Origin of the sequence: Streptomyces sp. NPDC048643, assembly GCF_040650615.1 — a bacterium.
Lineage (GTDB): Bacteria > Actinomycetota > Actinomycetes > Streptomycetales > Streptomycetaceae > Streptomyces.
The window spans coordinates 99,830-126,186 of the sequence record NZ_JBEZHO010000024.1 but is presented as its reverse complement, the minus strand read 5'-3'; the positions used below and the strand labels follow the sequence as shown (position 1 = coordinate 126,186).

The following is a 26,357-nucleotide window of genomic DNA, read 5'->3' as shown; positions in this document are numbered from 1 at the left end:
CTCGCCCGGGCGGTCCGGGACCGTCAGGCGCTCCCCGACCCGGTGATCGCCATCGAGCACGACCGGGACATCCTGATGCTCGACGCGGGTCTCGTGACGGACGATCGCCGCCCCGCCCCTGCCTGATCGGCCGGTCGGCCACGTCGGCCTCCCCTGCCGGGTTTCACACGGCGAGGCGCTGCGGGGTGCCGGGGTCGCCGTCGGCGGCCTCGGGAACGACGCCGTGCTGCTCCTCCTCCGGGCGACCCTTCCTGGGCAGCAGGAAGGTGACCGCGAAGAAGGCCACCAGCAGACATGCCTGGACGATCAGCGCGCGGCGGAAACCGCCCCCGAAGTCCCCGGTCCCGGCCCGGGCGAAGAACACCGAGCCGAAGATCGCGACGCCGATCGAGCCACCGACCGCCTGGACCGCGGAGAGGACCCCGGACGCGGAACCGATCTCGTCGTCGTCGACCGCCGCCAGGATGAAACTGAACAGGGCGGCGATCACCATGCCGGCGCCGACACCCGCCACCGCCACGCCGGGAGCGATGTCCCAGATCGAGAACGAGGCGGCGTCGAGGCCGTCGAGCTCGAACCACAGCAGGGCGGCGCCGAGGAGCTGGACCAGGGGACCGATCTGCAGCACCGTACGCCCGATCCTGTCCGCGAGGAACGCGCCGCTGACGGCTCCGCCGATCGCCGTACCCACCGCGAGCGGCAGGTTGCCCAGTCCCGCGTCTCCGGCGGTGAAGTGGCGGCCGATCTGGAGGTAGAGGGTCAGCACGAGCTGAGTGCCGATCAGGCCGCCGAAGAACAGGGCGATTCCGCCGAGCCCGACGGTGAACGCGGGCTTGCGCAGCAGACCCGCGTTCACCAGCGGTTCGCCGCCCCCGGCGGCGGTCCGACGCTGCTGCACGGCGAACAGGGCGAACCCGGCCACCGAGGCGGCCATGCACAGCCACGTCCACAGCGGCCAGCCGTCCTCCTGCCCCTGGTTCAACGGGAGGACCAGCAGGGCACACGACGCCGCCACCAGGGCCGCGCCGACCATGTCGACCCGCACGGTGCGGTCGCCCGCCCTCCTGGGCACGAACCTCGCGGCGATGACCAGCGCGGCGAGGCCGATGGGCAGGTTGACCAGGAACACCGACCGCCAGCCCAGGCCGAAGAAGTCGCCCTCGATGAGGAATCCGCCCAGGACCGGGCCGATGATGCCGCCCAGACCGAGGACGGGACCGAAGATCGCGAAGACCTTGGTGAGCTCAGGTCCGGAGAAGTTCTCCCGCAGCAGGCCCAGGCCCTGCGGGAGCAGCAGCGCCCCGGCCGTGCCCTGGAGCAGGCGGAAGGCGATGAGCGAGGCGATGTTCGGCGCGATCGCGCACAGCAGGGAGCTGAGCGTGAAGGCGGCGAGGCCGATCAGGAACATCCGGCGCCGCCCGAAGCGGTCGCCGAGACGGCCGCCGAGCACGAGCCCGGCGCCCAGGGTGAGGGCGTAGCCGCCGATCACCCACTGCAGGCCGGCGGAAGAGGCACGGAGGGACTTCTCCAGATCGGGTCCGGCGACGTTGACGATCGAGGCGTCCAGAAGATCCATGATCTCCGCGACGAGCATCACCACCAGGATGAGCCACCGCCAGCGGTAGGGGGCGGCGGTCTGGCCGGGGACGGGGGACGGATCACGCACGCTCAATACCTCCATGGTGAAGTAATTCCACCATGAAGGTAAAGTGATGACGGTAGGTTGTCAAAGCGGGCCGCCCGGCACACACCGCACAGCAGGAGAGGGAAAGGTGCCTCGATGGAGGAAGCGGAGCACGACGGCGTCGCGGCGCAGCGTGAGCGGCTGATGGAGTCGCTGAGGACCTACGGCAGCCACTACGCCGAGCTCAGCCGGCGCTTCGCCGCCTGGCTGGGCCTGCACTCCACCGACGCGACCGCGGTGCTGGAGATCGCCGCCGCCGACGAGCGCGGCACCCCTTTGTCACCCGCGCGACTGAGCGAGCGGATCTCCCTGTCCAGCGGGGCCACCACCGCACTGCTGAACCGTCTCGAAGCCGCGGGGCACATCACCCGCGTGCGCGAACACGCGGACCGACGTGTCGTCACCCTGCGCAGCGGCGGACACATCCAGGAACGGGCGGACGAGTTCTTCGGCCCCCTCGCCCACCGGCTCGACAGCACGATGTCGAACTACCCGCCCCAACTCCTCGAGCGGTTCCAGTCGTTCATGACCGATCTGAACACCACGATGGACGCCCACCTCAGCGAGCGGGGCGCGGCGCCGGCCCACGCACCCGACGTCCCCGGCGACCGGACTCGCTAGCGCCTGACCGAGCGGACCGACTCGTCCGCTCACACGGTCCAGTGGCCGGGGCGGGCGAACGACTCCGGGAGCCGGGTGCCGGCGCTGCCGCGGGCCGCGTTCAGCTGCGGCTGCGTGAGGAAGAAGGCCCCGGTCAGATCGGCGTCGGTGAGATCGGCGTCGCGCAGGTCGGCGCCGATCAGGTCGGCGCCGCGCAGATCCGCTCCCGTCAGGTCGGCGGCGATGAGGTAGGCGCCGCGCAGACTGACACCCCGCAGGTCGGCGCCCTTGAGGCGGGCGCCCATCAGGTCGGCGCCCCGGCGGTCCTTCCTCCTGCCGCGCCCGGCCCCCGCCCGCACCAGATCGCTGGTGCGCAGCAGCACGTCGTTGACCTTCTGCCGGTGCGCGCCGACGTCCAGGGCGCCCAGCTCGTCGGGGGTCAACCGCGCCAGCTCCTCGGTCCGGTCGAGCAGGCGGCGGACGTCGGCATGCACCGGGCGGGCGGCGGGGAGCGCCAGGGCCTCGTTCAGGTACCAGAGCAGTTCGTGAAGCTGACGGACGACGGGAAAGACGTCGAACATCTGCCGGGCGCGCTCCGGGGAACCGGAGCGCCAGTCCACACCGCCGTAGGTCTCCTGGGACAACCGCTGTCCGGCGCCGAAGCAGTCGTACACCGTGCAGCCGGTGAAGCCGGTCTCCCGCAGCCGGGTGTGGATGCCGCAGCGGGAGTCGGCCGCCAGGTTGGGACAGGGTTTCCCCGCGTCCTTGTCGATCGCGAAGTCCGCCGACCGGGAGAAGGGCAGGGCGACACAGCAGAGCCCGAAGCACTCACCGCAGTCGGCCCGCAGTGCCGGGCGTGGGTCCTGGGCCGTGGTGCCGTCGTCTCGCATACGGTCCAGCCTACTGAGCCGGTCCTCATACCCTGAACTGCGTCGACGCCGGGGCGCGGGTCTCCCACGCCGATCGTCGCGGTCACTGTCTGGATGTTTGACGGCACACCGGGTATCGAGGGGGCCATGGATCCCAACGCCGGGCTGCCCGGTCTCCCCGCACCTCCGCCGCTGGGCGCGAGTGCCCTGCCGGCCGGGACGTTCGACGGTTCGCTGGTGCTCGTCACCGGGGGTGGCACGGGGCTCGGGCGGGCCGTCGCTGCGGAGTTCGCCCGGCTCGGCGCCGACCTGCTGATCGTGAGCCGGCGTGAGCGTCATCTCGGCCCGGCGCGGCAGGAGTTGGCGGGGCTGGGTACCCGGGTGTCGTCCGCCGTGTGCGACATCCGGGACCCGCGGCGGATCGCCGAGGTGTTCGACGCCCACGCACTGCCCGACGTGCTGGTGAACAACGCGGCCGCCAACTTCCCCGTGCCCACCGAGGACATGTCGCCGAACGCCTGGCAGTCGGTCGTCGACATCACGCTGACCGGAACGTTCCTGATGACCCGTGAGTTCGGGCGCCGGCACCTCCTGGCGGGGACGCCGGGGTCCGTCATCGACGTCGGTGCCTCGTACGCCTGGACGGGCGGACCGGGGTTCGCGCACAGCGCGGCGGCGAAGGCGGGTGTGGAGAGCCTGGTGCGGACGCTGGCCGTGGAGTGGGGCCCGTACGGCATCCAGATCAACGGGCTGGTGCCCGGGCTGATGCCGCACGCCGACATGACGGACGACATCCGCGGCAACCTCGCCCGGGCCGAGAACGCCCCGGAGTCCGCCGCGCCGGACGGACACGACCGGCGCCAGCCCGCGCTGCGGGTCGGCGCGCCCCGCGAACTCGGCTGGGCGGCCACCTTCCTGGCCTCCCCCTACGCCCGCTTCATCACCGGCCACACCCTCGTCGTGGACGGCGCCAACTGGCAGCGCAGGGGGCTCGTCAGCCCTCCGGTGACACCGGTGCGGGAGCAGCTGGGACGCGGTCCCTTCACCGGCTGACCGTCACTCCCCCGGCCCCGCGAGACCGAGCCGCGCGAGCCGCTCGGGGTCGGCGAGGATGTGCAGCGCGACGATCCTGCCGTCGACGACGGTGATCCCCATGACCGACAGCGGCCGGCCGTCGACGCGTGCGACGACGCCGACCTCGCCGTTGACCAGCACCGGCTGCGAACTCGCCGCGAACCGGGCGAAGGTGAGGGCCTGCCGGGCCACCGCCGCCGCCCCGCGGACCAGCTTGGAGGCGGCCGCGCCGCCGACGTGCGGCCCGGAGTCGGCACGCAGCACGACGTCGGGGTCGAGGACGGCGAGGAGCGCCTCGAAGTCCCCGGCGCGCGAGGCGGCGAGGAAGGCGTCGAGAACCTTCCTCTGCCGGGTGACGTCGCGTTCGGGTTCGGGGGCGTCCGCCTTGACGCGGCGGCGGGCCCGGCTCGCGAGCTGGCGGGTGGCCGCGGTCGACCGGCCCACGATCGGCGCGATGTCGTCGAAGGGCACCGCGAACAGGTCGTGCAGCACGAAGGCGAGCCGCTCCGCGGGCTCCAACGCCTCCAGGACCACGAGGAGGGCGAGTCCGACGGAGTCGGCGAGGAGCACCTCCTGCTCGGGGTCGATCCGCTCCAGGGAGCCGATCACCGGATCGGGCACGAACGTGCCGGCGTGCTCCAGCGGGTCCTCGCGCCGGGCGGTGCGGGAGCGCAGCATGTCGAGGCAGATCCGGCCGACGACGGTGGTCAGCCAGCCGGCCAGGTTCCTGATCTCGTCCGGGTCGGTGCGGCCGAGTCTGAGCCAGGCCTCCTGGACGGCGTCGTCGGCCTCGGTCAGCGATCCGAGCATCCGGTAGGCCACCGCTCTCAGGTGCCCGCGCTGTTCCTCGAACCGGTCCGCGAGAAGGTCGCTGTCGGCCATCGGTCCCCCTGACTCGTCGTACGTGCCGGTGACCGATCAAAACATGCGGGTCACTTCCCCTCGAAGCGGGGCGCGCGGCGGGCCCCCTTGGCGGCGTAGCCCTCGCCCGCGTCCTCGGAGGTCAGGGTGAGCGCGGCCGAGAGGGCCGTCCGGTCGAGGGCCGCCGTCAGGCCGGCGTCGGCGAAGGCGTCGATGTCGCGCTTGACCGCCTGCACGGCGAGCGGCCCGTTCGCCGCGATCTCGGCGGCGACGGCGCGGGACACCGTCTCCAACTCGCCTTCTTGGGAGACGAGTTGGACGAGATGGAGGCGTTCGGCCGTGGTCGCGTCCAGACGTCGCCCGGTCAGCGCGAGGAACTTCGCCCAGCCCGCGCCCGCCTCGCGCGCGATCCGCAGGTCGCCTCCCGCGTCGACGGCGAGGCCCAACTGGGCCTCGGGCAGGGCGAACACGGCGTCGGCCGAGGCGACGCGGACGTCCGCCATCAGCGCGAGCTCGAAGCCGAACCCGAGGCAGTAGCCCTGGACGGCCGCGACGACGGGCTGCGGAAGCGACGCGAAGGCGGCGAAGCGTTCGTGGGCCCAGCGGATGCCCTCGTAGTAGGCGCGGGTGCGCTCGGCGCCCGAGCGGCCGGTGATCGCGCCGCCCGGTGCCGTCACGTCGATGCCCGCGCAGAAGGCCCGGCCCTCGGCCCGCAGCAGCACCACCCGGATTGCCGGGTCGAAGCGGATCCGGTCGGCGAACAGGCCGAGTTGGCGCGTGGACTCCCAGCTCCACGCGTTGAGTTTCGCGGGCCGGCACAGGGTGAGGACACCGACGCCGTCCTCGACGTCCAGCCGCAGCCGCTCCTCGCCCTCCGGGATGTCCGTGCGCAGGGTGTCGATCATCCGTGCCCCCTCAGCTTCCTGACAGGTCGTCAGAATCCTAGGGGTGTGCCGGGGGGCGTCCAAGGGCCCGGAGCGGTCCGGGCCCCGGCCGTCAGACGTCGTCGCGGGTGAGCGCGAGCAGCCGGTCCAGGACGCGCGGACCGCCGGCCCGGACGCCGTCGTGCTCGAACTCGTCGGTCACCCAGGTGCGCAGTCCGCGTACGGACCGGGCGGTCTCCAGCGCGTGCCCGGCGTCCACGTACATGTCGTCGTGGTAGACCGCCGCCGCGACCGGCACCTCGTTGGCGGCGAGGCGGGTCCGGTCGTACAGCGGCGCCCAGTCGGCGCGGGCCGCCAGTTCCTCGGCGGTCTCCCGCAGGGGGCGCAGCGCCGGGTCGGTCTCGAACATCCAGGGGTGCACGGACTCGCCGGTGAACAGCAGCGGCCCGTCGTTCGCGAGGGTCTTGGCGGCGTCGAACTGCGGGAACTCGGCGCGCACCCGCTCGGCGGCCCAGGCGGTGGGGCGGTCGTCCTGGGCGTAGATGACCTCGTGGACCAGCGCGTACAGGGGGTGCCCCGCGTACGACAGGAGCCCCTGGACCTCTTCCTGGAAGGCGTCGGAGAGCGCCGGACCCTGCGGGGTGCGCACGAAGGCGTCCTCCAGCAGGTAGTGCAGGCGGTGGCTGCCCTCGCTGCCGCCGAGGAGGATGCCCAGCGACTGGAAGGCCTCGACGGTCAGGCGGTAGCCGCCGCTGAGGACCGGCTCGTGCTGGAGCAGGTGCTCGGCGATCCGGCGGGCGCGCTCGACGTCCTGCGGGTAGCGCGCGTAGTGCGCGGCGACCTTGCGCTCGATGCGCGGGTAGGCGGCGCGGTAGACGTCGTCGGCGTGCCCGTCGAGGGTGGGCAGTCCGCCGGTGACGAGGGCGGCGCTCAACCCCTCGGGGGCGCTGGACAGGTAGTGCACCGTGCAGAAGCCGCCGAAGCTCTGGCCGAGGACCGTCCAGGGCGCGCCGCCGGTGAGTCGGGGCCGGATGGTCTCGCAGTCGCGGACGATGGAGTCGGCGCGGAAGAGCGTGAGGTAGTCGGCCTGCTCGCGGGGACCGCCGCGCAGCGGGAGGGTCTGCCGGTTGGCCGGCGTGGAGTGACCGGTGCCGCGCTGGTCGAGCAGCAGGACGCGGAACTCCTTGAGGGCCCGGCCGAGCCAGGCCTGCTGTCCGACGAAACGATTCGCTCCGAAGCCGGGGCCGCCCTGGAGGTAGACCAGCCAGGGCAGCTCCTGCTGCGCCTTGTCGCTCGCGACGACCTCGCGGGCGAAGAGCTCGATGGTCTCCCCGTCCGGACGGTCGTGGTCGAGGGGCACGGTGAAGCGGTGGTCGGTGAGGACGACACCGGGCTGGCGGTAGCTGACGGTCAACAGGGCTCCCGAGACGTACGGATTTCAGGCTGTCCCAGTTGAGCACATGTGCCCCCGCTCGCGGAGCCCGGGATCAGGACAACGGACTGAACAGTGACTCAGCAGTCCGGTGACGGGCAACTGAACGGCCGCTCAGCGCGCGGCCAGGCTGGAGTGACGTACGACCAGCTCGGGCTGGAGGACGACACGCCGGTGTTCGTGCGGCGCCGGCGCGGTCTCCGCCTCGATCTCCTCCAGGAGCAGCTCCGCGGCGAGGGCGCCCATGGTCGTGGCGGGCTGGCGCACGGAGGTGAGCGGGACGGCGGCCGCGGCGGCGAACTCGATGTCGTCGTAGCCGACGATCGCGAGGTCGTCGGGGACACCGACACCGGCCGCGTACATGGCCTGCAGCACGCCGAGGGCGAGCAGGTCGTTGGCGCAGAAGACGGCGGTGGGGCGCTCGGCGAGGCCGAGGAGACGCGCTCCCGCGTCCCGTCCGGCGGCCACGTCGAGCCGCTCGGTGGGCAGCTCACGGAGGTTGGCGGGGCCGAGGCCGGCCTCGGCCAGCGCGTTCAGGGCGCCGGTGCGGCGGTCCCTGACCTGGTTCAGGCCGGGAGGTCCGCTGACGTAGGCGATCGAGCGGTGCCCGGCGTCCACCAGATGCCGGACGGCCAGGGCGCCGCCCGCCACGTCGTCGACCGAGACGGAGCACTCGGTGGTGCCCACGGCGACCCGGTCGACCAGGACGAAGGGGATGCCGTTGCGGCGGAACGCCTCGATGTTGCGGCCGCTCGCGTCGCTCGGCGTCAGCAGCACGCCGCGCACCCGCTGCTCCGCGAAGAGCGACAGGTAGTCGGCCTCCTCGCTGGGGCTCTGCGCGCTGTTGCAGACCATCACGCCGAGCCCGGCGTCCCGCGCGGCGCGCTCGGCGCCCCGAGCGACGTCCACGAAGAAGGGGTTGCCCATGTCGAGGACGAGCAGCCCCATGATCCGGCTGCGTCCGGCCCGCAGTTGGCGGGCCGACTCGCTGCGCACATAGCCGAGCCGGTCGATGGCGGACAGGACGCGGGCCCGCGTCTCGGAGGCCACCGAGTCGGGGCGGTTGATGACGTTCGAGACCGTGCCGACGGAGACTCCGGCGGCACGGGCGACGTCCTTGATACCCACCGACTGGGCCATCGGGCGGGAACCTCCAGAAGAACTCGAAGCGGCGGGCAGGGCCCTCACAGTACCCGCGAGCGGGCCGGAACCGGTGGTCATGAGGGAAGCCCGGAAAGGGACGGGACACGGGGTGGTCGGGCGGTCCCGCCGGGCGTCACCCCGCTGGTCACGGGGCGGGTCGCGGCCGGCGGGACGCGCTTGTCGTCCCGCCGGGTCAGGCGAGGTGGAACACCTCGGTGAGGGGTTTCATGGCCTCGTCGGGGCGGGCGCCGTCCAGTGCGGTGAAGAACGGCGCCATCTCCGTCTGCCAGCGGGTGTTGACGTCGGTGGCCTCCATGGCGGCCTGGGCCGCGGCGAAGTCCTCGGTCTCCAGGTAGCCGACCAGCAGGCCGTCCTCGCGGAGGAAGAGCGAGTAGTTGTGCCAGCCGGTGGCCGAGAGGGCGTCGAGCATCTCGGGCCACACGGCGGCGTGCCGCTCGCGGTACTCGTCGAGGCGGTCCGCACGGACCTTCAGCAGGAAACACACACGGTGCGTCAACGACCCTCCCGGGCCTGGTAGTCGGGCCTGCGGGACGGTCAGAAGTCGAACTGGTCGATGTTCTTCGCGTCGAAGACGGTCGGCTTGCCGAGGTTGATCACGCCGTCCTTGCCGATGGTGAAGGAGCCCATGTCACCGGCCTTGAACGTCTCGCCCTCCTTGCCCGTGATCTGGCCCGAGGAGAGGGCCACGGCGGTGCGGGCGGCCAGCTCGCCGAGCTTCGCCGGGTCCCACAGCTCGAAGCCCTCGACCGTGCCGTTCTTGACGTACTTGCGCATGTCGTTCGGGGTGCCGAGACCGGTCAGCTTGACCTTGCCCTTGTACTTGGAGCCGGACAGGTACTGGGCCGCCGCCTTGATGCCGACGGTGGTCGGGGAGATGATCCCGGCGAGCTTGGGGTGCTCCTGGAGCAGGCCCTGGGTCTGCTGGAAGGACTGCTGGGCGTCGTCGTTGCCGTAGGCGACCTTGACCAGCTTCATGTTCTTGTACTTGGGGTCCTTCAGCTCGTCCTTCATGAAGTCGATCCAGGTGTTCTGGTTCGTCGCGGTCTGCGCGGCGGACAGGATCGCGATCTCGCCCTTGTAGTCGATCTGCTCGGCGAGGAGCTGTACCTCGGTGCGGCCGAGGTCCTCGGCGCTGGCCTGCGAGACGAAGGCGTTGCGGCAGTCGGCCTTGGTGTCCGAGTCGTAGGTGACGACCTTGATCTTGTTCGTCATCGCCTGCTTGAGGGCGGTGCACAGGGCGCCCGGGTCCTGCGCGGAGACGGCCATGGCGTTCACCTGCTGCTGGGTGAGCGTGTTGACGTAGCTGACCTGGCCGCTGGTGTCGGTGGCGCTGCTGGGACCGACCTCCTTGTAGCTGGAGCCCAGCTCCTTGAGCGCCTTCTCGCCGCCCTTGTCTGCGGAGGTGAAGTAGGGGTTGTTGACCTGCTTGGGCAGGAAGCCGACGGTCAGCCCCTTCTTGGTGGCCGCGTTCGGGTCGGCCTTGGCGCCGCCGGCCGCGGAGTTGGAGCCGCCCGAGTCCTTGACGTCGTTCTTGGTGGTGCCGCCGCACGCGGTGACGGCCAGGGCGAGGGAGGTGACGGCGGCGAGCGCCGCGCAGGTACGGCGGATCGAAGACTTGCGCATGGCTGACGGTCCTTTACGGGGGTGAGCGGAGCGGTTACGAGATCGGAGTCGAGGCGGCTCTGCGGCCCGCCCTCGCTACGGAGATCTGCCGTGCGACCCGGGGGCCGAGCACGGAGACGACGAGCAGAACGCCGGTCACGACGATCTGCGACTGCGCGGAGACGTTGAGGAGGCTCATCACGTTCTGGAGTGCGCCGAGCAGGAAGACTCCCGCGACGGCGCCGCCGAGCGTGCCCTTGCCGCCGTCGAAGTCGATGCCGCCCAGCAGGACGGCGGCCACGACGGACAGTTCGAGCCCGTTGGCGTTGTCGTAGCGGGCGCTGGCGTAGTGCAGGGCCCAGAAGACGCCGGTCAGGGAGGCCATCAGGCCGGTCGCGACGAACAGGATGAGCTTCTGCCGCTTGACCCGGATGCCGGCGAAGCGGGCGGCCTCCTCGTTGGCGCCGATCGCGAACGACGACCGCCCGAAGGGGGTGGCGTGCAGCACGACGACGGCGATGGCGAGGAGGACGAGGAAGGGCAGGAGGGCCTGCGGGACGAACGTGTCGCCGATGCGTCCCGCGGCGAAGTTCAGGTACTGGGTGGGGAAGTCGGTGACCGCGTCGGAGCCGAGCACGATCTGCGCGATGCCCCGGTAGGCGGCCAGCGTGCCGATGGTGACGGCGAGGGACGGCAGCCCGAGCCGGGTCACCAGCAGACCGTTGACCAGTCCGCACGCCACGCCGAGCAGCAGGCACAGCGGGATGATCGTCTCGATCGACATGCCCTGGTTCCACAGGGCGCCCATCACCGAGCCGGAGAGTCCGGCCGTGGAGGCGACCGACAGGTCGATCTCGCCGGCCACCACGAGCAGGGTCATCGGCAGCGCGATCAGCGCGATCGGCAGGGTGTTGCCGATCAGGAACGACAGGTTGAGCGCGTTGCCGAAGCCGTCCACGAAGGAGAAGGAGAACAGCAGCAGCACGATGAGGAGGGCGCCGACGACCGTGTCCCAGCGGACGGCGCGCGCGAGAGCGGAGTCAGCCATGGCGGGCGTTCCTCTTCTTCAGGGCGGAGGCCACGCGCAGCGCGACGACCCGGTCGACCGCGATGGCGAGGATGAGCAGGATGCCGTTGATGGCGAGCACCCAGACGGAGCTGACGCCGAGGGCGGGCAGCACGCTGTTGACCGAGGTCAGCAGGAGGGCACCGAGGGCCGCGCCGTAGACGCTGCCGGAGCCGCCGGTGAAGACGACGCCGCCGACCACGACCGCGCTGACGACGGTGAGTTCGTAGCCGTTGCCGGTGCCGGAGTCGACGTTGCCGAACCGGGCGAGGTACAGGGCGCCGGCGAGTCCGGCGAGTCCGCCGCAGACGATATACGCGGTGAGGATGCGCTTGCGGACCGGGATGCCGGCGAGGCGCGCGGCCTCGGGGTTGGAGCCGAGGGCGTACAGCTCGCGGCCGCTCCCGAAGTGCTTCAGGTAGTACGCGGTGACCACGAGGACGGCCACGGCGATGAGCGCGAGGTACGGGACCGCGGAGATGCCGCCGGAGCCGAAGTCGACGAAGCCGCCGGACAGGTCGGCCGCGGTGATCTGGCGGGAGCCGACCCAGATGGAGTCGATGCCGCGGATGATGTAGAGCGTGCCCAGGGTGACGACGAGCGCGGGCACCTGGCCGAGGCTGACGAGGAGTCCGTTGACGAGCCCGCAGCCGATGCCGAGGAGCACGGCGAGGACGATCGCGACGACGCCGTTGCCGCCGCCCTGGAGGTAGGTGCCGGCCGCGAAGGCGCTGATACCGAGGGTCGAACCGACCGACAGGTCGACGTTGCGGGTGATCACGACGAGGGACTGGCCGGTGGCGACCAGCACCAGGATCGTCGCGTTCAGCAGGAGGTCCTTGATGCCCTGCTCGGACAGGAACTCGCTGTTGCCCATCTGGGTGACGGCGATCATCACCAGGAAGACGGCCAGGATGGCGAGTTCACGCATCTTGAAGACACGGTCCACCAGCCGGGTGCCGCTGGACTTGGGCACCTCGGTGGCGGGGGCGGGGGTAGGCGCGGTCACCGTCATGCGGCGGCCCTCCCGGTGGCTGCGGCCATCACGGTTTCCTCGGTGGCTTCGGAACGTGGGATCTCGGCCGTGAGCCGGCCCTCGTGCATCACGAGCACCCGGTCGGCCATGCCGAGGATCTCGGGCAGATCGGAGGAGATCATCAGGACGGCCACCCCGTCGGCGGCCAGTTCGCTGAGCAGCCGGTGGACCTCGGCCTTCGTACCGACGTCGATGCCGCGCGTCGGCTCGTCGACGATGAGCACCTTGGGGCCGGTGGCCAGCCACTTGGCGAGGACGACCTTCTGCTGGTTGCCGCCGGAGAGCGTGGCGACGGTGTCGGCGATCCGGGCGTACTTCACCTGGAGCCTGACGGCCCAGTCGAGGGAGCGGCTGCGCTCGGCCCCGCGGTCCATCAGTCCCGCCCGGACCGTCGTCCGCAGGCCGGTCAGGCCGATGTTGCGCTCGATGGACATGTCCATCACCAGTCCCTGGGCACGGCGGTCCTCGGGGACGAGCGCGAGTCCGGCGGCCATGGCGGTGGACGGGGCGCCGTTCGTCAGCGCCTTCCCGTCGATCTCCACCTCGCCGGCGTCCCAGCGGTCCACTCCGAACACGGCCCGGGCCACCTCGGTGCGGCCGGCGCCGACGAGGCCGGCGAGGCCGACGATCTCGCCGCGCCGGACGTCGAAGGAGACGTCGGTGAACACGCCTTCCCGGGTCAGCCGGCGCACGCTCAGGGCGACTTCGCCGGCCTCGACGTCCTGCTTGGGGTAGAGCTCGTCGAGGTCGCGGCCGACCATCCGGCGGACCAGGTCGTCCTCGGTCATGCCCTCCAGCGGCTCGCTGGAGATGAGGGCCCCGTCGCGCAACGTGGTGACCCGCCGGCAGATCTGGAAGATCTCCTCCAGCCGGTGCGAGATGAACAGCACCGCGGAGCCCTGCTCGCGCAGGGTGCGCACCACGCCGAACAGGCGCGCCACCTCGCTGCCGGTGAGGGCGGCGGTGGGCTCGTCCATGATCAGGACGCGGGCGTCGAAGGAGAGCGCCTTGGCGATCTCGACGATCTGCTGGTCGGCGATGGACAGTCCGCGCGCCGGGCGCTCGGGGTCGAGTTCGACGCCGAGGCGCTTCATCAGGGCGGCGGTCGCCGCGTGGGTCGCCTTGTGGTCGATGCGGCCGAGGGCCCGCCGCGGCTGGCGGCCCATGAAGATGTTCTCGGCGATCGAGAGGTCGGGGAAGAGCGTGGGCTCCTGGTAGATCACCGCGATGCCCGCGTCACGGGCGTCGGCGGGGCCGTGGAAGACGGTGGGTTCGCCGTCCAGGATCACCTGGCCGGCGTCCGGTCGGTGCACGCCGGCGAGCGCCTTGATGAGGGTCGACTTGCCCGCGCCGTTCTCTCCGGCGAGCGCGTGCACCTCGCCGGGGAACAGTTCCAGGGACACGTCCCGCAGGGCGCGCACGGCGCCGAAGGACTTCGACAGGTCCTTCAGCGCCAGCACCGGGGTCGGTCCCGTGTCGGACGGGTGGGTCATGAGGGGCTCCTCGACGACGCCTGCGGGACGGCCCCCACGACGTCGTGAAAGGTTTCAATTGGGTTGCCGGGACGTTAGGCAGGTCACCCAGGTCACGTCAATGGGTTCGTGGCGAAATTCTTCCGGGGCCGAAGGTCACAGCGGAGTCACGAACAAAGCCTGGCGCCGGAGGGGTTGACAGCCCTTCGGGGTGCTCATAGCTTCGCTCCTGAATCGTTTCAGCCGTTGTGTTCAGCAAGCCGGTGAGCAGCCTCGGGGAAAACCCGCGTGGCGGAGCCCCGGGAAGCGTCCGGGAAGCCGGCTCCGAGGCGGTTCAGGAAGCCGTCGGAAAGCCGTTCCCACTCGAAGTCGTAGGAGCCCCGAAGTGACCGAGTTCGCCGCGGTGAAGGCCGCGCTCAAGACCCAGGCCGTCGAGACGCCGTCGTGGGCGTACGGGAACTCGGGAACCCGGTTCAAGGTCTTCGCCCAACCGGGCGTGCCCCGGACCCCCGAGGAGAAGATCGACGACGCCGCCAAGGTCCACGAGTTCACCGGCGCCGCCCCGACCGTCGCCCTGCACATCCCCTGGGACCGGGTCGACGACTTCGCGGCGCTCGCCAAGCACGCCGAGGAGCGCGGCCTCAAGCTGGGCGCGATCAACTCCAACACCTTCCAGGACGACGACTACCGGCTCGGGTCCGTGTGCCACCCGGACGCCGCGGTGCGCCGCAAGGCCGTGGGCCACCTGCTCGAATGCGTCGACATCATGGACGCGACGGGCTCCCGGGACCTCAAGCTGTGGTTCGCGGACGGCACCAACTACCCCGGCCAGGACGACCTGCACGAGCGCCAGGACCGGCTGTCCGAGGCCCTCTCCCAGGTCTACGACCGGCTCGGCGACGACCAGCGCATGCTGCTGGAGTACAAGTTCTTCGAGCCCGCCTTCTACGCCACCGACGTCCCCGACTGGGGCACGGCCTACGCCCACTGCCTCAAGCTCGGCCCCAAGGCGCAGGTCGTCGTCGACACCGGGCACCACGCGCCCGGCACCAACATCGAGTTCATCGTCGCCACCCTGCTGCGCGAGGGGAAGCTCGGCGCCTTCGACTTCAACTCCCGCTTCTACGCCGACGACGACCTCATGGTCGGCGCGGCCGATCCCTTCCAGCTGTTCCGGATCATGTACGAGGTGATCCGCGGCGGCGGCTTCACCTCGGACGTCGCCTTCATGCTCGACCAGTGCCACAACATCGAGGCGAAGATCCCGGCGATCATCCGGTCGGTGATGAACGTCCAGGAGGCCACCGCCAAGGCACTGCTCGTCGACCGGGACGCGCTCGCCGCGGCCCAGCGCTCCGGGGACGTCCTCGCCGCCAACGCGGTCGTCATGGACGCCTACAACACGGACGTGCGGCCGCTGCTCGCCGAGGTGCGCACCGAGCTGGGGCTCGACCCCGACCCCGTGGCCGCGTACCACCGCTCCGGGTGGGCCGAGCGGATCGCCGCCGAGCGGGTCGGGGGGCAGCAGGCGGGGTGGGGAGCGTAGGGAGGCGCCGGTTCCGTATCGGCGCCCGCTCTCTCCGAGGGTCCGCTCTCTCCGAGGATCCGTTCTCTTTGAGGGCTCGCTCTCTCTGAGGGCTCAACTCTCCGCTGCGGAGGTCCGTGGCCGGGCGGGGTGCGGGCCCGGGTCGCCGGGTTGCGTCCGCCCCGCGGGCCGGTCGCCGGGGCGCCGGACCTTTGTGGCTGATCGCGCTGTTCCCCGCGCCCCTGACGGGGCGCTCCTGCTCGGGTTCCTCCCTGGTGCACCTCCTCCTTCCCCTCTTCCTCCCTCTCCTCTCTTCCAAAGGATCCGGAACATGGCACCCCATCCCGAAGCCGTCGCCCTGCTGGCCCGGTCGCGCCGGCTCGGCGCCGATCCCCGCAACACCAACTACGCGGGCGGCAACACCTCCGCCAAGGGCACCGACACCGACCCCGTGACCGGTGGGGACGTCGAGCTGATGTGGGTGAAGGGGTCGGGCGGCGACCTCGGCACGCTCACCGAGGGCGGGCTCGCGGTGCTGCGTCTGGACCGGCTGCGGGCGATGACCGCGGTGTACCCCGGCGTCGAGCGCGAGGACGAGATGGTCGCAGCGTTCGACTACTGCCTGCACGGCAAGGGCGGTGCCGCGCCCTCCATCGACACCGCGATGCACGGGCTCGTCGACGCTCCGCACGTCGACCACCTGCACCCCGACTCCGGGATCGCGCTGGCCTGCGCGGCCGACGGGGAGAAGCTGACCGCCGAGTGCTTCGGCGACAGCGTGGTGTGGGTGCCGTGGCGCCGGCCCGGCTTCCAGCTCGGCCTCGACATCGCGGCGGTGAAGGAGGCCAACCCGGAGGCGATCGGCTGTGTCCTGGGCGGCCACGGCATCACCGCGTGGGGCGCCACCGCCGAGGAGTGCGAGCGCAACTCGCTGCACATCATCCGTACCGCCGAGGCCTTCCTCGCCGACCGCGGCAGGGCGGAGCCGTTCGGGCCCGTCGTCGACGGATTCGAGCCGCTCGCCCCGGCCGACCGCCGCGAGCGCGCCGCGGCGCTCGCCCCGCACGTACGGGCCCTGGCCTCGCAGGACCGGCCGCAGGTCGGACACTTCACCGACTCCGACGAAGTGCTCGACTTCCTCGCCCGCGCCGAGCACCCCCGGCTCGCGGCCCTCGGCACCTCGTGCCCCGACCACTTCCTGCGCACCAAGGTCAGGCCGCTCGTCCTCGACCTGCCGCCGGCCTCCTCCCTCGACGACGCGGTCGCCCGCCTGAAGGAACTGCACGCCGCGTACCGCGTGGAGTACGCCGCCTACTACGAGCGGCACGCGGGGCCCGACTCCCCCGCGATGCGCGGCGCCGACCCGGCGATCGTGCTGGTCCCCGGCGTCGGCATGTTCTCCTTCGGCAAGGACAAGCAGACGGCGCGGGTGGCGGGCGAGTTCTACGTGAACGCCGTCAACGTCATGCGCGGCGCCGAGGCCGTCTCGACGTACGCGCCGATCGAGGAGTCGGAGAAGTTCCGCATCGAGTACTGGGCCCTGGAGGAGGCCAAGCTCCAGCGGATGCCGCAGCCCAAGCCGCTCGCCACCCGGGTGGCGCTGGTGACGGGTGCGGGCAGCGGCATCGGCAGGGCCATCGCGGAGCGGCTGGCTGCCGAGGGCGCGTGCGTGGTGGTCGCGGACCTCAACGCCGAGGGCGCCGAGGAGGTCGCCGCCGGTCTCGGCGGTCCCGACAAGGCCGTCGCGGTCCGGGTGGACGTCACCTCCGAGGAGCAGATCGCCGAGGCGTTCAAGGCGGCGGTGCTGGCGTTCGGCGGGGTCGACCTGGTGGTCAACAACGCGGGCATATCCATCTCCAAGCCGCTGCTGGAGACCACCGCGAAGGACTGGGACCTCCAGCACGACATCATGGCGCGCGGCTCCTTCCTCGTCTCGCGCGAGGCGGCCCGGGTGATGATCGCGCAGGAACTGGGCGGGGACATCGTCTACATCGCCTCCAAGAACGCGGTGTTCGCCGGGCCCAACAACATCGCCTACTCCGCGACCAAGGCCGACCAGGCGCACCAGGTCCGCCTGCTGGCAGCCGAGTTGGGAGCACACGGCATCCGCGTCAACGGCGTCAACCCCGACGGGGTCGTGCGCGGGTCGGGCATCTTCGCGGGTGGTTGGGGCGCCCAGCGGGCGGCGACGTACGGCATCGAGGAGGAGAAGCTCGGTGAGTTCTACGCCCAACGGACCATCCTCAAGCGGGAGGTGCTGCCGGAGCACGTCGCGAACGCCGTGTTCGCGCTGACCGGCGGGGACCTGACGCACACCACGGGGCTGCACGTCCCGGTCGACGCCGGCGTCGCTGCCGCGTTCCTGCGATGACGTCGATGAACGCCTCGCACAGCTATGCCGCGGTCGACCTCGGCGCGTCCAGCGGACGCGTCATGGTCGGCCGCGTCGGGCCGGACACGCTGGAGCTGACGGAGGCGCACCGCTTCCCGAACCGTCCGGTCCGGGTCCCCGAGGGGCTGCGCTGGGACATCCTCGCGCTGTACGCGGGTGTCCTCGACGGGCTCCGCGCGGCCGGTCAGGTCGACTCCGTCGGCATCGACAGCTGGGCCGTGGACTACGGCCTGCTGGACGCGGACGGGGCGCTGCTCGGCAACCCGGTGCACTACCGCGACGCGCGCACGGAGGGCGTCGCGGAGAAGGTCTGGGCGACCGTGCCCGCCGCCGAGCTGTACGCGGCGACCGGTCTGCAGTACGCGCCGTTCAACACCCTGTACCAGCTGACGGCGGCCCGCTCCACGGCTCAACTCCGCCTCGCGAAAAGTCTGTTGCTCGTCCCCGATCTGCTGGCGTACTGGCTCACGGGCGAGGCGGGCACGGAACTCACCAACGCCTCCACCACCCAGCTGATCGATCCGGGCACACGCGAGTGGGCGTACGGTCTCGCGGAGCGACTCGGCATCGACCTCACCCTGTTCGCGCCGCTGCGCCGGCCCGGCGATCCGGCCGGGACCCTGCTGCCGCACGTCCTGGAGGAGACCGGGCTGACAGGGCCGGTGCCGGTGACGACGGTCGCTTCCCACGACACCGCGTCGGCGGTGGCCGCCGTCCCCGCCGACGGGGAGCGGTTCGCGTACATCTGCACCGGCACATGGTCGCTCGCGGGTCTGGAACTCGACGCGCCGGTGCTCACCGAGGCGAGCCGGGCCGCCAACTTCACCAACGAACTGGGCCTGGACGGCACGGTCCGCTACCTGCGCAACATCATGGGACTGTGGCTGCTCCAGGAGTGCGTGCGGGAGTGGGGCGGTCCCGACCTCGGCGAACTCCTTTCGGCCGCCGCCGAGGTGGCGCCGCTGCGGTCGGTGGTGGACGCGGGCGACGCGGCGTTCCTCGCGCCCGGCCGGATGCCGGCGCGGATCGCGGACGCGTGCCGCGACTCCGGACAGCCGGTGCCCGCCTCCCGCGCCGAGATCACCCGGTGCATCCTCGACTCCCTCGCGCTCGCCCACCGCCGGGCGATACGGGAGGCGCAGGCCCTCGCCGACCGTCCCGTCGACGTCGTGCACATCGTGGGTGGCGGCACCCGCAACGAACTGCTCTGCCAACTCACCGCCGATGCCTGTGGGTTGCCCGTCGTCGCGGGCCCGGCGGAAGCGGCGGCGCTCGGCAACGTCCTCGTCCAGGCCCGGGCGCACGGACTGGTCGGCGACCGCGCCGGGATGCGCCGGCTGGTGGCCCGCACCCAGTCGCTGCGCCGCTACGAGCCGCGGGGTGACACGGCCGCCTGGCGCGCGGCCGAGGCCCGGCTCGGCACGCCGTGACACGCCCCGTCCGCCCGGCGGCGCCCGGCTCGGCACTCCCCGAGACGTCCGGTCCGTCCGGCGGGCGCGCGCTGCCCCCCGCACCGCGCGCCCGCCGCGTACGCTGCACCCATCCGATGATCGAGACCAAGGAGCTGCGATGCGAGTCGCCCTGTTCCTGACCTGTGTCAACGACACGCTGTATCCGGACACCGGCCGCGCCGTGGTGAAACTGCTGACCAGACTGGGTGTCGACGTCGATTTCCCGATGGGGCAGACCTGCTGCGGACAGGCCCACTACAACACCGGCTACCGCCACGAGGCCGAGCCGTTGGCCCGTCACTTCTCCGATGTCTTCGGCGCGTACGACGCGATCGTGACGCCGTCGGGGTCGTGCGGGGCGATGGTGCGGGAGCTGTATCCGCGGATGGGTGAGCGGGCCCGCGCCGAGGGACGGGGCGACACCCTGGCCCGGACGCTGGCGCCGGTCGTGCCGAAGACGTACGAGCTGACGGAGTTCCTCGTCGATGTCCTCGGGGTGACGGACGTCGGCGCGTACTACCCGCACACGGTGACCTATCACCCGACCTGTCACGGCCTGCGCAGCCTGGGCCTCGGGGACCGGCCGCACCGGCTGCTCCAGGCGGTCAAGGGGCTCGAACTGCGGGAGCTGCCCGGCGCGGACGAGTGCTGCGGCTTCGGCGGGACCTTCGCCGTGAAGAACCCCGACGTGTCCGCGGCGATGGGCGCCGACAAGGTGCGCAACGCGGAGTCGACCGGCGCCGACGTGCTGTGCGCGGCCGACAACTCGTGTCTGATGCACGTCGGCGGGACGATGGGCCGCCTCAGGACGGGCATGCGGCCCGTGCACATCGCGGAGATCCTGGCGAGCACGGAAGAGGAGCCCAGCGCGTGAGCGGAACGTTCGTCGGAATGCCGGCCTTTCCCGTGGCCGCGCACGAGGCCGTGCACAACAGCACCCTGCGGGGCAATCTGCGCCACGCCACCCACACCATCCGCGCCAAACGTGAGAAGGCCGTCGCGGAGCTCTCCGACTGGGCGGCGCTGCGCGAGGCGGGGAAGCGGATCAAGGACCACACGCTCCGTCATCTCGACCGCTATCTGGTCCAGTTGGAGGAGTCGGTCACCGCGGCGGGCGGCGTCGTGCACTGGGCCGCCGACGCCGACGAGGCCAACCGGATCGTCACCGCGCTGGTGAAGGCGACCGGCGAGACCGAGGTCGTCAAGGTCAAGTCGATGGCCACCCAGGAGATCGGGCTCAACGAGGCGCTGGAGGCCGCGGGCATCCACGCCTACGAGACCGATCTCGCCGAACTGATCGTCCAGTTGGGCAAGGACCGGCCGTCGCACATCCTCGTCCCCGCGATCCACCGCAACCGCGGCGAAATCCGCGACATCTTCGCCCGTGAGATGGGCGAGTGGGGCCGGCCCGCGCCCGAGGGACTCACCGACACCCCCGCCGAACTGGCCGAGGCCGCACGCCTGCATCTGCGCGAGAAGTTCCTGCGCGCCAAGGTCGGCATCTCCGGCGCCAACTTCATGGTCGCCGAGACCGGCACTCTCGTCGTCGTCGAGTCCGAGGGCAACGGCCGGATGTGCCTCACACTCCCCGAGACCCTGATCTCGGTCGTCGGCATCGAGAAGATCGTGCCGAGCTGGCGGGACCTGGAGGTGTTCCTGCAGACCCTGCCGCGCTCCTCGACCGCCGAGCGCATGAACCCGTACACCTCGATGTGGACCGGAACCCGGGACGGGCGCGCCGGGGAAGGGGACGGCCCGGGAACCTTCCATCTGGTGCTGCTGGACAACGGCCGCACCGACACGCTCGCCGACGAGGTCGGCCGGCAGGCCCTGCGCTGCATCCGCTGCTCGGCCTGCCTCAACGTCTGCCCGGTGTACGAGCGGGCGGGCGGGCACGCGTACGGCTCGGTCTACCCGGGGCCGATCGGCGCCATCCTGAGCCCGCAGCTGCGCGGCACCGGCAGCGAGATCGACGCCTCCCTCCCGTACGCCTCCTCGCTGTGCGGCGCCTGCTACGAGGTGTGCCCGGTCGCCATCGACATCCCGGAGGTCCTCGTGCATCTGCGCGAGCGGATCGCCGAGGGGGGACCCGCCACACGCGACGGCAACCGGGTGGTCCTCAAGCCCGCCAAGGGACACGCGGCGGAGCGGGCGGCGATGCGGGCGGCGCGATGGGCGTTCAGCCATCCCGGCGCGCTGCGCGGCGGCCAGCGGCTGGCGTCGCGGACCCGGCGCTTCCACCCGCGCACCCTGCCGGGACCGGGCCGGGCGTGGAGTGCCACCCGTGATCTGCCCGAGGTCCCGGCGGAGTCGTTCCGCGACTGGTGGCAGCGGACGCGGGGCGGAAAGGACGTGACGAAGTGAGCAGCAGGGATCTGATCCTCGGCCGGGTGCGGCGGGCGACCGCCGACGTCCGCGACGACGACACCCCGTACGAGCAGGCCGTGGACCGGAGTTATCTGCGCGAGCACGGAGCGCGGACCACGGCCCAGGCGGTGGAACTGCTGGCGGAGAACCTGGCGGACTACCGGGCGGTCGTGCACCGCTGCGCGGCCGACGCGCTGCCGGCGACCATCGCCGCTCTGCTGGCCGCCCGGGGCTCCGGCACGGTCGTCGTACCGGAGGGCCTCGACGGGTCCTGGCTCGCGGAGAGCCGGGTGACGCTCGTCGCGGACCGGGCCACGGGTACCGCGCACGAGCTGGACTCGGTCGACAGCGTGGTCACCGCGTGCGCGGTGGCCGTCGCCGAGACGGGCACCATCGTCCTCGACGCCTCCCCCGACCAGGGCCGCCGCCGCATCACCCTCGTGCCCGACCACCACATCTGCGTCGTCCGGGTCCCGGACCAGGTCGTCTCCTCCGTTCCGCAGGCCCTGGAACGGCTGGACCCGGCGCGCCCGCTGACCTGGATCTCCGGGCCCTCCGCCACCAGCGACATCGAACTGGACCGGGTCGAGGGGGTGCACGGCCCGCGCACCCTCGAAGTGGTGCTGCTGAGCGACCCCCTCTGAGCGGGGCGCCGTCCACCCGGCCCGGCACCGCGCAGGGGGACGCGGCCGGGAAGCGGGCAGCACGCGGCGCGGCTAGCGTGAGGGCATGATCCGGTTCGAGCAGGTCAGCAAGGTCTACCCGGACGGTACGAAGGCGGTGGACGACCTCTCCTTCGAGGTGGAGGAGGGCGAACTCGTCACGCTCGTCGGCCCGTCGGGCTGCGGCAAGACGACGACCATGATGATGGTGAACCGGCTCATCGAACCGACGTCGGGCCGGATCCTCGTGAACGGCGAGGACATCGCCAAGGTCGATCCGGTGCGGCTGCGGCGCAGGATCGGGTACGTCATCCAGCAGGTCGGTCTGTTCCCGCACCGGACGATCCTCGACAACACGGCGACCGTCCCGACCCTGGTCGGCTGGAAGAAGGCGAAGGCACGGGCGCGGGCCGCCGAACTCCTCGACCTGGTCGGCCTCGATCCGTCCACCTACGGGTCGCGCTATCCCGAGCAGTTGTCGGGTGGTCAGCGCCAGCGGGTCGGGGTGGCGCGGGCGCTGGCCGCCGATCCGCCGGTGCTGCTGATGGACGAGCCGTTCGGCGCCGTCGACCCGGTGGTGCGGGAGCAGTTGCAGGACGAGTTCCTGAGCATGCAGCGGTCGGTCCGCAAGACGGTCCTGCTCGTCACCCACGACATCGAGGAGGCCGTCCGGCTCGGGGACCGCATCGCGGTGTACGGGCAGGGGCGCATCGAGCAGTTCGACACCCCGGGGGCGGTGCTGGGGACGCCGGCCACGCCGTACGTCGCCGAGTTCGTGGGCGCGGACCGCGGGCTGAAGCGTCTTTCGGTCACCGAGATCGAGCCCGACGACCTGGAGGAGCCGCCGGTCGCGCGGCTCGACGAGAGCGCCGCCGAGGCCGCGGCGCGGCTGCGCGGGGACGGCTCCCGCTGGGCCGTGGTCCTCGACACGGACGGCGACCTGCACGGCTGGGTCGGCGTCGACGAACTCGGCGCGGGCGGCCTGGTCGGTGCGTACGCCCACCGGATGAACTCCTGGGTCCCGGTGGGGGCCCCGCTGAAGCAGGCGTTCGGCGTGATGCTCCAGCACGACGCCGGCTGGGTCGCCGTCCTGGACGGCGCCCGCTTCCTCGGCGTTCTCACCCCGGCCAAACTCCACGAGGCCCTGCGCCGCTCGGTCGACGCCGACGCGCGGGGAGTCCCGCGCGGCCAGGTCGACTTCGACTCGGTGTCGGACGCCTGAGGGGCGTCCCCGGCCCCGTCAGGAGTACAGCACCGGACTCCCACGGCGCAGCACGAACTGGGCCGCGCGCAGGTACACCGCGACGTAGAAGGCAGTGTCCAGGTCCTCGGCCCAGGGTCCCGGACGGGTGGCCGCCAGGTCCTTCGCCGGGCCGTCCCGGAACCACGTCGTCAGGTCCAGGTTGTCGGACGTCGCCGGGACGGCGGACGGCAGCTCGACCGCCTCGGCGAGGCGCTCCGCGAGCGCCAGCACCTGGGGGGCGCCGGCGACCGTCGTCTGGTCCGTGTAGCCGGACGCGACGGGCAGGGTTATCTCCTCGTCCAGCGACACGGGGACCAGCACCGTCCAGCCGCAGAGAAGGTCGGTCTCCGCCGGGGACAGGTGGGCCTCGCACAGCGCGACGAACCCGTCCATCGACGGGACGAGTTTCTCCTCGAAGCCGAGCCCGGAACCCCGGACGAGGGGTGCCGCCTCGGGCAGCGAGGTGAACGGCGGCCGACCGCGCTCGCGCAACGCGTCGTTCAACGTGGCGGCGACGGTGCCGAATCCGTCCTCGACGTCACCGTCCTCGTCGTCGGCCTCCCCCTCGCTGAACCACTCGCTCGCACCCACGCTGACCAGATAGATCCCCATGCCCGGAAGGTACGGGGCACCACCGACAATCCCGGCAGGGGCGTCCGCCCCCGCCGCTCACTTCAGCAGGCCCTTGTCCTTCAGGTAGGTGCGGGCCACGTCCTCCGGGAGGCGGCGCCAGCTGTCGACCTGTTCGTTCATGGTGGCCAGGTCGGCGGTGGTGAGGACCTTGTTGAGCTGGTCGAGCGCCTTGGTGGCGCCCGCGCCGCCGGCGCGGGCGCGGTTGACGACGGGGACGAGGTCGTCGGCGTTCTGGAGGTGCTTGTCGTCGGCGAGCAGGACGAGGCCGAACTCGTCCAGGGTGGCGTCGGTGGTGGTGGTCAGCACCAGCTGGTCCTGGCCGTTCTGCACGGCCTTCTTGGCCTGGGTGGTGCCGACGCCCTTGGGGTCGACGCCGGTGATGTCGATCCCGTACGTCTTCTTCAGACCGGGCTCGCAGTACGGCCGCTTGACGCATTCGTCGCCCGCGGCGAGGCGGACCCTGAGGCCGGATCTGCCGAGGTCGCTGAGGGTCTTGAGGTGGTGCTCGCGGGCGTACTCCTTGGTCACGGCGAAGGCGTTCTGGTCGACGGCCCTGCCGGGGTCGAGGACGGTGAGGCCGCGCGGTGTCGCGAGCTTGCGCAAGGCGGTCATGGTGGTGTCGAGGTCGGGTGAGCCGACCGGCGGCGCGTCGGCGCCGTTGGTCTTGGCGTTCAGCCAGTCGGCGAAGGTCGCGGCGTACTCCGCGACCACGTCGATCTGGCCCGATTCGAGTGCGGGTTCGTACAGTTCGCGGTTGGCGACGGTGAGCATGGAGGTCTTGTAGCCGGCCTGTTTCAGAAGCAGGGAGTACATCTGGGCGAGCAGGTCGCTCTCGGTGAAACCGGCCGAGCCCACGGTCAGGTTCCTGCTGTCGCCCGGCGGGGCGGTGACGTCGCCCTGTGTCTCCAGCGAGGGCCCCGTGCCGCAGCCGCCGGCCAGGAGCGCGATCGCCAGGGCCGGCACCGCGAGAGTGGCGGCGGCGCGCCTCACCGGGTGCCCCGCGCCCACCGCGGGGAGAGCCGCTCGGCGATCTCGAAGACGACTTCGACGATCAGGGCGAACACGGCCACCAGGACGGCGCCCGCGACGACCTGCGGCGTGCTCGCCAGGTTGAAGCCCGCGGTGATGATCCGGCCGAGGCCGCCACCGCCCGCGAGGGCCGCGATGGTGGCGGTGGCGACGAGCTGTACGGCGGCGATCCGCACCCCGTTCATGACCATCGGGAGGGCGAGCGGCAGCTCCACGCCGAAGAGCATCTGGCGTCCGGTCATGCCCATCCCGCGGGCGGCCCGCACGACGTCGCGGTCGACCTCGCGCATCCCGACGTAGGCGTTGGTGAGCAGCGGCGGTACGGCGAAGAGGACCAGCGCGACGACGGTGGGGCCCTCGCCCCACTGGCCGATCGGGGTGAGCAGCAGGATCACCAGCACGGCGAACGTGGGGATCGCGCGGCCCACGTTGGAGATGTTCACGGCGAGCGCGCCGCCCTTGCCGAGGTGACCGAGGACGAGCGCGACGGGCAGCGCGATCAGGCAGCTGATGACGAGGCAGACGACCGTCAGGACGAGATGCTGGGCGAGGCGGTGCCAGACGCCGTCGTCGCCCGACCAGTGCGCGGGGTCGGTGAGCCAGTCCCAGGCCCCGGTCACGGTGTTCATCGGCGGGCCGCCCGCGTCCAGGGGGTGATGAGCCACTGCACGCCGAGCAGCAGCAGGTCGGCCGCGACGGCGATGACGACGCACAGCACGGACGCGGTGAGCACCTGGGCCTTGAAGTAGGTGTTCATGCCCGCGTAGATGAGGTTGCCGAGTCCCCCGAAGCCGACGATCGCGCCGACGGTGACGAGCGAGACGGCCGACACCGTGGCGATCCGCAGGCCGGCCATCGCGGCGGGGACGGCGAGCGGGAGTTCCACGGTGAGCAGCAGCCGGATCGGCCCGTATCCCATGCCGCGTGCGGCCTGCCGGGTCTCCTCCGGGACGGCGCGCAGCCCCGCGAGGATGTTCCGCACCAGGAGGGTCAGGGAGTACAGGACCAGGCCGGCGGCGACCAGCGAGGCCGACAGTCCGTACACGGGCAGCAGGAGCGAGAACATCGCGAGCGACGGGACCGTGTAGAGGATCGTCGTCACCGCGAGGACCGGTCCGGCCGCCCAGCGCCAGCGGCGGGCGAGGACGGCGAGCGGCACGGCGAGGACGAGCGCGATGGCGACGGCGACCGCCGTGAGCTGGAGGTGCTGGACCGTCGCGTCGACGAGGATGTGGCGGCGCGTGCTCAGGTACTCGCCGCAGATCCACTCGTTGCGCGCGAGGCAGTCGTCCGGGGGCGCGGTCACGCGTC

At 71.9% G+C, this 26,357-nt stretch carries 24 protein-coding genes; 9 read left to right on the top strand and 15 right to left on the bottom strand.

Annotated features, from left to right (window positions below; all coding sequences use genetic code 11):
- Positions 1–163 precede the first annotated feature (163 nt).
- Entirely contained in the window at positions 164–1,666 is a 1,503-nt protein-coding gene (locus tag AB0C62_RS23760) for an MFS transporter (protein ID WP_362976171.1), read from the bottom strand.
- A gap of 114 nt (positions 1,667–1,780) precedes the next feature.
- Here AB0C62_RS23760 and AB0C62_RS23755 point away from each other — a divergent pair, with 114 nt between their 5' ends.
- Positions 1,781–2,305, top strand: a complete 525-nt coding sequence (locus tag AB0C62_RS23755) for a MarR family transcriptional regulator (RefSeq protein WP_362976169.1) — start codon at positions 1,781–1,783, stop codon at positions 2,303–2,305.
- Between the two features lie 29 nt (positions 2,306–2,334).
- Here the strand turns inward: AB0C62_RS23755 and AB0C62_RS23750 are convergent, their stop codons facing one another.
- On the bottom strand, positions 2,335–3,174 hold the full coding sequence (locus AB0C62_RS23750) for a pentapeptide repeat-containing protein (protein WP_362976167.1): 840 nt from the start codon (positions 3,172–3,174) through the stop codon (positions 2,335–2,337).
- Between the two features lie 126 nt (positions 3,175–3,300).
- Here AB0C62_RS23750 and AB0C62_RS23745 point away from each other — a divergent pair, with 126 nt between their 5' ends.
- Entirely contained in the window at positions 3,301–4,206 is a 906-nt protein-coding gene (locus AB0C62_RS23745) for an SDR family oxidoreductase (protein WP_362976165.1), read from the top strand.
- Positions 4,207–4,209: 3 nt separating this feature from the next.
- Here the strand turns inward: AB0C62_RS23745 and sigJ are convergent, their stop codons facing one another.
- From sigJ to AB0C62_RS23700, 9 genes are all read right to left on the bottom strand, one after another.
- On the bottom strand, positions 4,210–5,109 hold the full coding sequence (gene sigJ, locus AB0C62_RS23740) for an RNA polymerase sigma factor SigJ (RefSeq protein ID WP_362976163.1): 900 nt from the start codon (positions 5,107–5,109) through the stop codon (positions 4,210–4,212).
- A gap of 50 nt (positions 5,110–5,159) precedes the next feature.
- Positions 5,160–5,993 carry an enoyl-CoA hydratase/isomerase family protein gene (locus AB0C62_RS23735; RefSeq protein WP_362976161.1) on the bottom strand — a complete coding sequence of 278 codons (834 nt, stop codon included), beginning with the start codon at positions 5,991–5,993 and terminating at the stop codon, positions 5,160–5,162.
- A gap of 91 nt (positions 5,994–6,084) precedes the next feature.
- Positions 6,085–7,386, bottom strand: a complete 1,302-nt coding sequence (locus AB0C62_RS23730) for an alpha/beta fold hydrolase (RefSeq protein WP_362976159.1) — start codon at positions 7,384–7,386, stop codon at positions 6,085–6,087.
- A gap of 132 nt (positions 7,387–7,518) precedes the next feature.
- Entirely contained in the window at positions 7,519–8,544 is a 1,026-nt protein-coding gene (locus AB0C62_RS23725; RefSeq protein ID WP_362976157.1) for a LacI family DNA-binding transcriptional regulator, read from the bottom strand.
- 196 nt (positions 8,545–8,740) lie between these two features.
- Positions 8,741–9,064: an L-rhamnose mutarotase gene (locus AB0C62_RS23720; RefSeq protein WP_362976155.1), complete on the bottom strand. Its 324-nt coding sequence runs from the start codon at positions 9,062–9,064 to the stop codon at positions 8,741–8,743.
- A gap of 38 nt (positions 9,065–9,102) precedes the next feature.
- On the bottom strand, positions 9,103–10,191 hold the full coding sequence (gene rhaS, locus AB0C62_RS23715) for a rhamnose ABC transporter substrate-binding protein (protein WP_362976153.1): 1,089 nt from the start codon (positions 10,189–10,191) through the stop codon (positions 9,103–9,105).
- 34 nt (positions 10,192–10,225) lie between these two features.
- Positions 10,226–11,218, bottom strand: coding sequence for an ABC transporter permease (locus AB0C62_RS23710; protein WP_362976151.1), 993 nt, complete (start codon positions 11,216–11,218; stop codon positions 10,226–10,228).
- Entirely contained in the window at positions 11,211–12,251 is a 1,041-nt protein-coding gene (locus AB0C62_RS23705; RefSeq protein WP_362976149.1) for an ABC transporter permease, read from the bottom strand. Before AB0C62_RS23705 ends, AB0C62_RS23710 begins: the two co-directional genes overlap by 8 nt.
- Positions 12,248–13,765, bottom strand: a complete 1,518-nt coding sequence (locus AB0C62_RS23700; RefSeq protein ID WP_362976147.1) for a sugar ABC transporter ATP-binding protein — start codon at positions 13,763–13,765, stop codon at positions 12,248–12,250. Before AB0C62_RS23700 ends, AB0C62_RS23705 begins: the two co-directional genes overlap by 4 nt.
- Before the next feature lie 364 nt (positions 13,766–14,129).
- On the opposite strand from AB0C62_RS23700, the gene rhaI reads away from it, so the two are divergent.
- The 7 genes from rhaI (at position 14,130) to AB0C62_RS23665 (ending at position 23,363) form a co-directional block, all read left to right on the top strand.
- Entirely contained in the window at positions 14,130–15,290 is a 1,161-nt protein-coding gene (gene rhaI / locus AB0C62_RS23695; RefSeq protein ID WP_362976145.1) for an L-rhamnose isomerase, read from the top strand.
- Positions 15,291–15,600: 310 nt separating this feature from the next.
- Positions 15,601–17,640 carry a bifunctional aldolase/short-chain dehydrogenase gene (locus AB0C62_RS23690; protein WP_362976143.1) on the top strand — a complete coding sequence of 680 codons (2,040 nt, stop codon included), beginning with the start codon at positions 15,601–15,603 and terminating at the stop codon, positions 17,638–17,640.
- Positions 17,641–17,645: 5 nt separating this feature from the next.
- The gene (locus AB0C62_RS23685) at positions 17,646–19,091 is read left to right on the top strand and encodes a rhamnulokinase family protein (RefSeq protein ID WP_362976141.1); all 1,446 of its coding nucleotides are present in this window, start codon (positions 17,646–17,648) and stop codon (positions 19,089–19,091) included.
- A gap of 139 nt (positions 19,092–19,230) precedes the next feature.
- Entirely contained in the window at positions 19,231–19,986 is a 756-nt protein-coding gene (locus AB0C62_RS23680; RefSeq protein ID WP_362976139.1) for a (Fe-S)-binding protein, read from the top strand.
- Positions 19,983–21,476, top strand: a complete 1,494-nt coding sequence (locus tag AB0C62_RS23675; protein WP_362976137.1) for a LutB/LldF family L-lactate oxidation iron-sulfur protein — start codon at positions 19,983–19,985, stop codon at positions 21,474–21,476. Before AB0C62_RS23680 ends, AB0C62_RS23675 begins: the two co-directional genes overlap by 4 nt.
- Complete coding sequence (locus AB0C62_RS23670; RefSeq protein ID WP_362976135.1) at positions 21,473–22,123, top strand: LUD domain-containing protein; 651 nt, start codon at positions 21,473–21,475, stop codon at positions 22,121–22,123. The genes AB0C62_RS23675 and AB0C62_RS23670 overlap by 4 nt, the downstream gene beginning before the upstream one ends.
- Before the next feature lie 85 nt (positions 22,124–22,208).
- Positions 22,209–23,363 (top strand): betaine/proline/choline family ABC transporter ATP-binding protein, encoded by a 1,155-nt coding sequence (locus tag AB0C62_RS23665; protein WP_362976133.1) that lies wholly within the window; start codon positions 22,209–22,211, stop codon positions 23,361–23,363.
- A gap of 18 nt (positions 23,364–23,381) precedes the next feature.
- On the opposite strand, the gene AB0C62_RS23660 is transcribed toward AB0C62_RS23665, so the two are convergent.
- The 4 genes from AB0C62_RS23660 to AB0C62_RS23645 are packed head-to-tail and all read right to left on the bottom strand — an operon-like array spanning position 23,382 to position 26,352.
- The gene (locus AB0C62_RS23660) at positions 23,382–23,996 is read right to left on the bottom strand and encodes a hypothetical protein (RefSeq protein WP_362976131.1); all 615 of its coding nucleotides are present in this window, start codon (positions 23,994–23,996) and stop codon (positions 23,382–23,384) included.
- Positions 23,997–24,053: 57 nt separating this feature from the next.
- A complete protein-coding gene (locus AB0C62_RS23655) occupies positions 24,054–24,980 on the bottom strand; it encodes an ABC transporter substrate-binding protein (RefSeq protein ID WP_362976181.1) in 927 nt (308 codons plus the stop codon).
- 23 nt (positions 24,981–25,003) lie between these two features.
- The gene (locus AB0C62_RS23650) at positions 25,004–25,675 is read right to left on the bottom strand and encodes an ABC transporter permease (RefSeq protein WP_362976129.1); all 672 of its coding nucleotides are present in this window, start codon (positions 25,673–25,675) and stop codon (positions 25,004–25,006) included.
- A complete protein-coding gene (locus AB0C62_RS23645; RefSeq protein ID WP_081220600.1) occupies positions 25,672–26,352 on the bottom strand; it encodes an ABC transporter permease in 681 nt (226 codons plus the stop codon). Before AB0C62_RS23645 ends, AB0C62_RS23650 begins: the two co-directional genes overlap by 4 nt.
- Between the last annotated feature and the right edge of the window lie 5 nt (positions 26,353–26,357).

Coding starts and splice junctions, on each gene's coding strand:
- AB0C62_RS23735 (WP_362976161.1), bottom strand. CDS start 5,993: ATGATCGACACCCTGCGCACGGACATCCCGGAGGGCGAGGAGCGGCTG.
- AB0C62_RS23705 (WP_362976149.1), bottom strand. CDS start 12,251: ATGACGGTGACCGCGCCTACCCCCGCCCCCGCCACCGAGGTGCCCAAG.
- sigJ (WP_362976163.1), bottom strand. CDS start 5,109: ATGGCCGACAGCGACCTTCTCGCGGACCGGTTCGAGGAACAGCGCGGG.
- AB0C62_RS23710 (WP_362976151.1), bottom strand. CDS start 11,218: ATGGCTGACTCCGCTCTCGCGCGCGCCGTCCGCTGGGACACGGTCGTC.
- rhaS (WP_362976153.1), bottom strand. CDS start 10,191: ATGCGCAAGTCTTCGATCCGCCGTACCTGCGCGGCGCTCGCCGCCGTC.
- AB0C62_RS23750 (WP_362976167.1), bottom strand. CDS start 3,174: ATGCGAGACGACGGCACCACGGCCCAGGACCCACGCCCGGCACTGCGG.
- AB0C62_RS23745 (WP_362976165.1), top strand. CDS start 3,301: ATGGATCCCAACGCCGGGCTGCCCGGTCTCCCCGCACCTCCGCCGCTG.
- AB0C62_RS23700 (WP_362976147.1), bottom strand. CDS start 13,765: ATGACCCACCCGTCCGACACGGGACCGACCCCGGTGCTGGCGCTGAAG.
- AB0C62_RS23685 (WP_362976141.1), top strand. CDS start 17,646: ATGAACGCCTCGCACAGCTATGCCGCGGTCGACCTCGGCGCGTCCAGC.
- AB0C62_RS23660 (WP_362976131.1), bottom strand. CDS start 23,996: ATGGGGATCTATCTGGTCAGCGTGGGTGCGAGCGAGTGGTTCAGCGAG.
- AB0C62_RS23650 (WP_362976129.1), bottom strand. CDS start 25,675: ATGAACACCGTGACCGGGGCCTGGGACTGGCTCACCGACCCCGCGCAC.
- AB0C62_RS23665 (WP_362976133.1), top strand. CDS start 22,209: ATGATCCGGTTCGAGCAGGTCAGCAAGGTCTACCCGGACGGTACGAAG.
- AB0C62_RS23680 (WP_362976139.1), top strand. CDS start 19,231: ATGCGAGTCGCCCTGTTCCTGACCTGTGTCAACGACACGCTGTATCCG.
- AB0C62_RS23755 (WP_362976169.1), top strand. CDS start 1,781: ATGGAGGAAGCGGAGCACGACGGCGTCGCGGCGCAGCGTGAGCGGCTG.
- AB0C62_RS23725 (WP_362976157.1), bottom strand. CDS start 8,544: ATGGCCCAGTCGGTGGGTATCAAGGACGTCGCCCGTGCCGCCGGAGTC.
- AB0C62_RS23690 (WP_362976143.1), top strand. CDS start 15,601: ATGGCACCCCATCCCGAAGCCGTCGCCCTGCTGGCCCGGTCGCGCCGG.